The organism is Blautia sp. DFI.1.216 (assembly GCF_020594215.1).
In the GTDB taxonomy this organism is placed as follows: Bacteria; Bacillota; Clostridia; order Lachnospirales; family Lachnospiraceae; genus Blautia_A; species Blautia_A wexlerae.
On sequence record NZ_JAJDML010000095.1, the window covers coordinates 1 to 5401 of the forward strand.

Below are 5401 nucleotides of genomic sequence, written 5' to 3' on the forward strand. Positions count from 1 at the left end.
TTATGTGCTTTTTTCCACACTCCCAGACAATTACATGATATAATCAACATACAGAACCATCACTTAAAATATCCTATATGAAAGGAAGTCATGTATGAAGAAAAGAAAATCATGTTTTATCTGGCTCTTGTGCATTCTTCTCCTGGTCACAGTTTTACCTGCTGTAGATTTTACAGATGTCCAAGCAGCATCTGTCAGCAGTACTTTCACTGGGTGGAAAACCTTCGGCGGAAAAAAATACTATTATAAGAATGGCAAGAAGCTGACAGACCTGCACAAAATCGGCAAGTATTATTACTGTTTTGCAGCAGACGGTACCATGTTTACAGGATGGCACCGTATTCATAATCGTTTCAGGTATTTTGGCAAACAGACCGGAAGAATGCGTATCAATCAGACTGTAAATGGACGAAAGATCAACAGTAAAGGTGTCTGGACTCCTGTTGTTGTACTGGATCCGGGGCATTCTTCTGTCGTTGCCGGTGGTTATGAACCTCTTGGGCCTGGTTCCAGCCAGCTGAAAGAGAAAGATACTTCTGGAACCCAGGGTGTTGCTACAGGTGTGGAGGAATATAAGCTCAACCTGAGCATTGGTCTTCAGCTAAGAACCCTTCTTCAGAAAAGAGGTTTTAAGGTAGTAATGACCAGAACCAACAGTAAAGTAGCTCTCAGCTGTATTGACCGTGCAAAAGTGGCAAATAAGGCAAAAGCAGATGCGTATATCCGTATCCATGCCAATGGAAGTGATAATTCCTCTATCAGTGGAGCACTGACTATCTGTACAACCAGAAACAGTCCTTATATTTCATCTATGTACAGAAAAAACAAAGCGCTTTCTGAGGCTGTGCTCAATGCATATGTGTCAGCTACAGGATGCAGAAAAGAATACGTCTGGGAAACAGACTCTATGACCGGAAATAACTGGAGTAAAGTTCCGACAACGATTATCGAGATGGGATATATGAGTAATCCTTCCGAAGACCGCCGTATGCAGCAGAGTTCTTATCAGAAAAAAATGGTACGGGGAATTGCAAATGGAATTGAGAATTACCTGATCAAATAGCCTTGCTTTTGTGTCGCAGACAGTTTATACTGGACTGAATGGGTATAAAAAATAATTTGGAGGATTTTTCAAATGAAAATTGCAGTAACATACGATAATGGAGAGATTTTTCAGCATTTTGGAAAAACAGAGTCTTTTAAAGTTTATGAAGTGGAAGACAACAAAATAGTTTCCAGCGAAGTGATCGGTTCTAACGGTACAGGACATGGAGCACTTGCAGGTCTGCTTGCTGAGCAGGGTGTAAATGTTCTGATCTGCGGTGGCATCGGCGGTGGTGCTCAGACAGCACTCACAGAGGCAGGAATCGAATTATGCGCCGGAGCCCAGGGAAATACCGACCAGGCAGTTGAAAGTTATTTAAAAGGCGAATTAGTATCTTCCGGAGCTAACTGCGACCATCACCATCATGAAGAAGGTCATTCCTGCGGCAGCCATGAGGAGGGACACTCCTGTGGAGACAGCTGCGGTGGCGGATGCGGTGGATGTGGCGGATCACAGCCACAGCTTACAGGACGCAATGTAGGAAAAACCTGTCGCACACATTACAGAGGAACTTTCAATGACGGAACACAGTTTGATTCTTCTTACGACCGTGGCGAACCGCTGGAATTCATCTGCGGTGCAGGCCAGATGATCAGAGGATTTGATGCAGCTGTAGCTGATATGGAAGTTGGTCAGATCATAGACGTTCACCTTATGCCAGAAGAAGCATACGGTATGGCAGATCCAAACGCTATCTTCACTATGGAAATCGCCCAGCTCCCAGGTTCCGAAGACCTGGCAGTTGGCCAGCAGGTATACCTGTCAAACCAGTTCGGTCAGCCATTCCCTGTTAAAGTAACAGCTAAAGATGAGAAAAATATCACATTTGATGCAAACCACGAAATGGCTGGAAAAGAACTTAACTTCAAGATTGAATTAGTAGAAGTGAAATAAGACAAATACTCAGGGCAGCCTCCCGGCAAAAATTTTGCCGATGAGACTGCCCTGTTTTATACTTTATTTACCAAAGTGATAGTGCTTTTTGTAGTTTTATAATTTACGAGTAAAGATTTATCGTTTTTGTGGGCTTACTGTATATTCGCTTACCGTTTACTGTCTTAAAAGCTCTTACATAATAATTATAAACCCAGTACATGCCTGTCTGGGAATCATAAGCTTTTGTGTCTTTCCAGGTTGAGACAGAGGACTTCACTGTTTTGGCAGCGGAACCATTGCGGTAAATCACATATCCGGAAGCACCGGCTACTTTTTTCCAGGAAACCTCTGTACCACCGTTACTCATTTTACATGAAACCTTAGATGGAGCCGGGACAGCAGCTTTTCTTGATTTCACCGCTGAAAATTTAGAATATTTGTTTTTTCCACTTGCGTTGGTTCCATAAGCACGGACTTTAAATGAATAGGTTACGCCCGGTACTACAGCTGCATCGAAACTGACAGCTCCTGTTTTCAGAGTTTTTATCCGCTTATAAGAAGACTGGGAATCTGTCTTGCAGTAAATCTGGTATCCTTTGGCACCCGGAACCTTTTTCCAGGTTAAATGTATTTGATCTGCAGATTTCTGGGAAAGTTTCAGCACAGGTTTTGTCAGTGGTGTGTTGTTCTCAGATACCTTTACCGTCACCTGACACTGGGTCTGAAAATCTCCGGCAGAAGCAGTGATTACTGCCTGACCATAACCGTTCCCCTGAATGGTTCCATCCTCTGAGACAGACGCAACCCCAGGATTACTGCTTGTCCAGACCACATCTTTTACATCATCAGAGTTAGATGGTGTAAAGGAAGGTGTGAGTTTTTGTGTATTTCCTTCGTCAATTGTCAGATTTGTCTGGTTCAGAGCAATTCCATTAAGTGGAGTTGTCACTACGGGGATTTCATACAGGTATGTGCGGGAACTGTCATAGTTGCCGTTATCATAATTTCCGGATACCCATACAATATTACGTCCCCATAAGATCGGCTGTGAATCCGTCTGGATCGTTACATTCTTGTATAACTTGGATAATATTACGTTTTCGGAAGCATCCATAAGGAGATAATGCAGAATACTCTGTTCTGAGGTTTCCTCTGAGAAAAGGACTGCGTACTGATTATTTCCTACGGGGATAAGTTTTGGTTCTGTCAGAGTTATTTCTGCTCCTGACGGTGAATACTGAGTGAGCCAGATAAATCTGGAAGCCATACTGTTCTTATCTGTGATTATCATAAAGATATTTTTGTTAAGATTCTCATATCCGGTCTGTCCATTCACAGCAAAACCATGGGGAACAGACTTGCCTACTGTGATCAGATTATTTCCTGCCAGAGAAAATCCGGTTACCTCGCATCCGGTATAATTATCACCTGTAGCCCCCATAAAAGGAAAGATATTTACAGCATGATCCTGGGCAATATATCCACCGGAATATGCGGAGAAGGAGGACAGGATCAGACCTCTGTAATAGGCATCCCCATGATCCAGAAAATACACATGAGAGCCGTCATTTACAACAAACTGGTTAAAGGAATGGCTGCAATAAGGCATATCTGAATTAATAAGTGTCATATCCTGAGTGTTAATGACAAAAGTGATATCACTCTGATGATGTATCCCTTCCATCCCATACATTTCCCGTCCTGTATGGACGATCAGGGTAGAACCGATCTGGGTCATGCGCAGGGAAGCAGCGTCAAAAGGAATGTAGATTCCTTCAAACATATTTGTATATCCGCCACCAATGTCCGTTGCACCAAGCAGTTTCCAGGCACGGCTGTATTTAAGGATTCGGACAGCCGTTATGCTGTTGTCTTCGTTCAGATTCTTCTGCCCTGCTGCAACATAAAAGTTCCCGTCTGGTGCAGCATAGAATCCTCCCCACAATGGAAGCGGAAGCTTTACTGTTGTTACATTGGTAACATTAAGATCGGAATTGCAGACAGCATCGTATAAAGTCTGATCTTTCCAGGCAACAATGTGAAGATTTCCTGCCTCATCTGTATAATAGGAAGTATATTCAGGATTTGCCCAGTTCCAGCTGTAAGATCCGCTGTTGATTCCCATACCCTGAAGCTGGGAAAGAGCCTTTCTTCGGCCAAAGGAAGACTTTGAGGAATATGTGGAAGTACCAGCTGTTATTCCCTGACCTGCATTTGCAACCAACGTGTCCCCCTCCTGAACAGAAGGCATTTCCTTTTCATCCGAAAAGAAATCATCGTCTGTCTGTTCCGAAGTAAACTCATCTTCAGTGTCATTGAACTCTCCATTGTTATCGAATTCCTCAGGAGAAAAACTCATCTCGTCGTTTACCGCATTACCCATGTCAGGAATCGCATCAACATCAGATGAACCTGGATTTTCTACAGCTGTTACATTATCCGAGTCAGTAAAATCACCTGCACCATATGCAGGAGCAAAATTCATTAAAATCATGGAAGAAGTCAGCAATAAAACTAATAATTTCTTTTTCATCTGTCAGAGCCCTCTTTTCCCCTTTATCTAAGTTCGATAGTTATACGTTCTTTGATACCGGTTTTAGAATTAACTGCAGTAAACATGATCCTGAAACCTTTGCCTCCCGCTACCGGGATCTTGCTTCCGTTTGCCACGGATTCACTGCGCATCCATCCTTTTTGCAGGTATTCGATCGCTGGTTTCATACTGCCATTCACAGGATTATTTCCACTATATATGTACAGTTTGTCAAGCTTCCATCCTTTTGCAAGAGTAACCGTTGTTTTTACTTTCTTTCCGGCAAATTTTGCGTAGCTGAGACTTGTTTCAGAAGAAGATTTAAATCTGGAACCTGGAACAGTAGTTGCGCCGATCTTTACTGATTTAACAGGATTTACATATTTTTTAACAGTTACCTTTATTTTATATGTTTTACCCTGACATTTAAAAGAAACAGTAGCTGTACCGGCTTTCTTTGGGACTGCCAGAATCGTATAGTATGTCTGTGAAGTGCCGTAGGTGGATTTTGACAGTTTGACAGTGACAACTGCCTTATTACTTGATTTTAGTCCGGAAACTTTGGACGATAAGGAAGCCAGGGATTCTGTTGCCGGCTTCGGATAGGCAACTAAGGTTGCCGATGCAGGAACATGTTCATCTGCCGCCCAACCTGTAGCAGAGGTCACTGCAAACATGGCAATGATCATTCCAAACGCCAGTAAAAAAGAGAGTAATTTTTTGCTTGTTTTCTTCATTCTTTTTCCCTCCTAAAAGTGTATGTTAGTGTTAACTGAACGATTCAGACAGGAACAGCTGTCTGGAGCATTCCTATATACTCAATATAGCACACAACTTTCACAGCGTCCATGACAGATTATGTTGATTTAGCGTGCAAAATTGCCGAT

The 5401-nt window shown here is 42.6% G+C and carries 4 protein-coding genes; 2 read left to right on the forward strand and 2 right to left on the reverse strand.

Going from position 1 to position 5401, the window contains the following annotated elements:
• Window positions 1-94 precede the first annotated feature (94 nt).
• Both LJE11_RS18440 and LJE11_RS18445 read left to right on the forward strand, forming a co-directional pair.
• Window positions 95-1063 (forward strand): N-acetylmuramoyl-L-alanine amidase, encoded by a 969-nt coding sequence (locus LJE11_RS18440; protein ID WP_008707741.1) that lies wholly within the window; start codon window positions 95-97, stop codon window positions 1061-1063.
• 72 nt (window positions 1064-1135) lie between these two features.
• Complete coding sequence (locus LJE11_RS18445; protein ID WP_008707742.1) at window positions 1136-1999, forward strand: NifB/NifX family molybdenum-iron cluster-binding protein; 864 nt, start codon at window positions 1136-1138, stop codon at window positions 1997-1999.
• 103 nt (window positions 2000-2102) lie between these two features.
• On the opposite strand, the gene LJE11_RS18450 is transcribed toward LJE11_RS18445, so the two are convergent.
• On the reverse strand, window positions 2103-4514 hold the full coding sequence (locus LJE11_RS18450) for an Ig-like domain-containing protein (RefSeq protein WP_008707743.1): 2412 nt from the start codon (window positions 4512-4514) through the stop codon (window positions 2103-2105).
• Between the two features lie 23 nt (window positions 4515-4537).
• Window positions 4538-5251, reverse strand: a complete 714-nt coding sequence (locus tag LJE11_RS18455) for a hypothetical protein (protein ID WP_008707744.1) — start codon at window positions 5249-5251, stop codon at window positions 4538-4540.
• Between the last annotated feature and the right edge of the window lie 150 nt (window positions 5252-5401).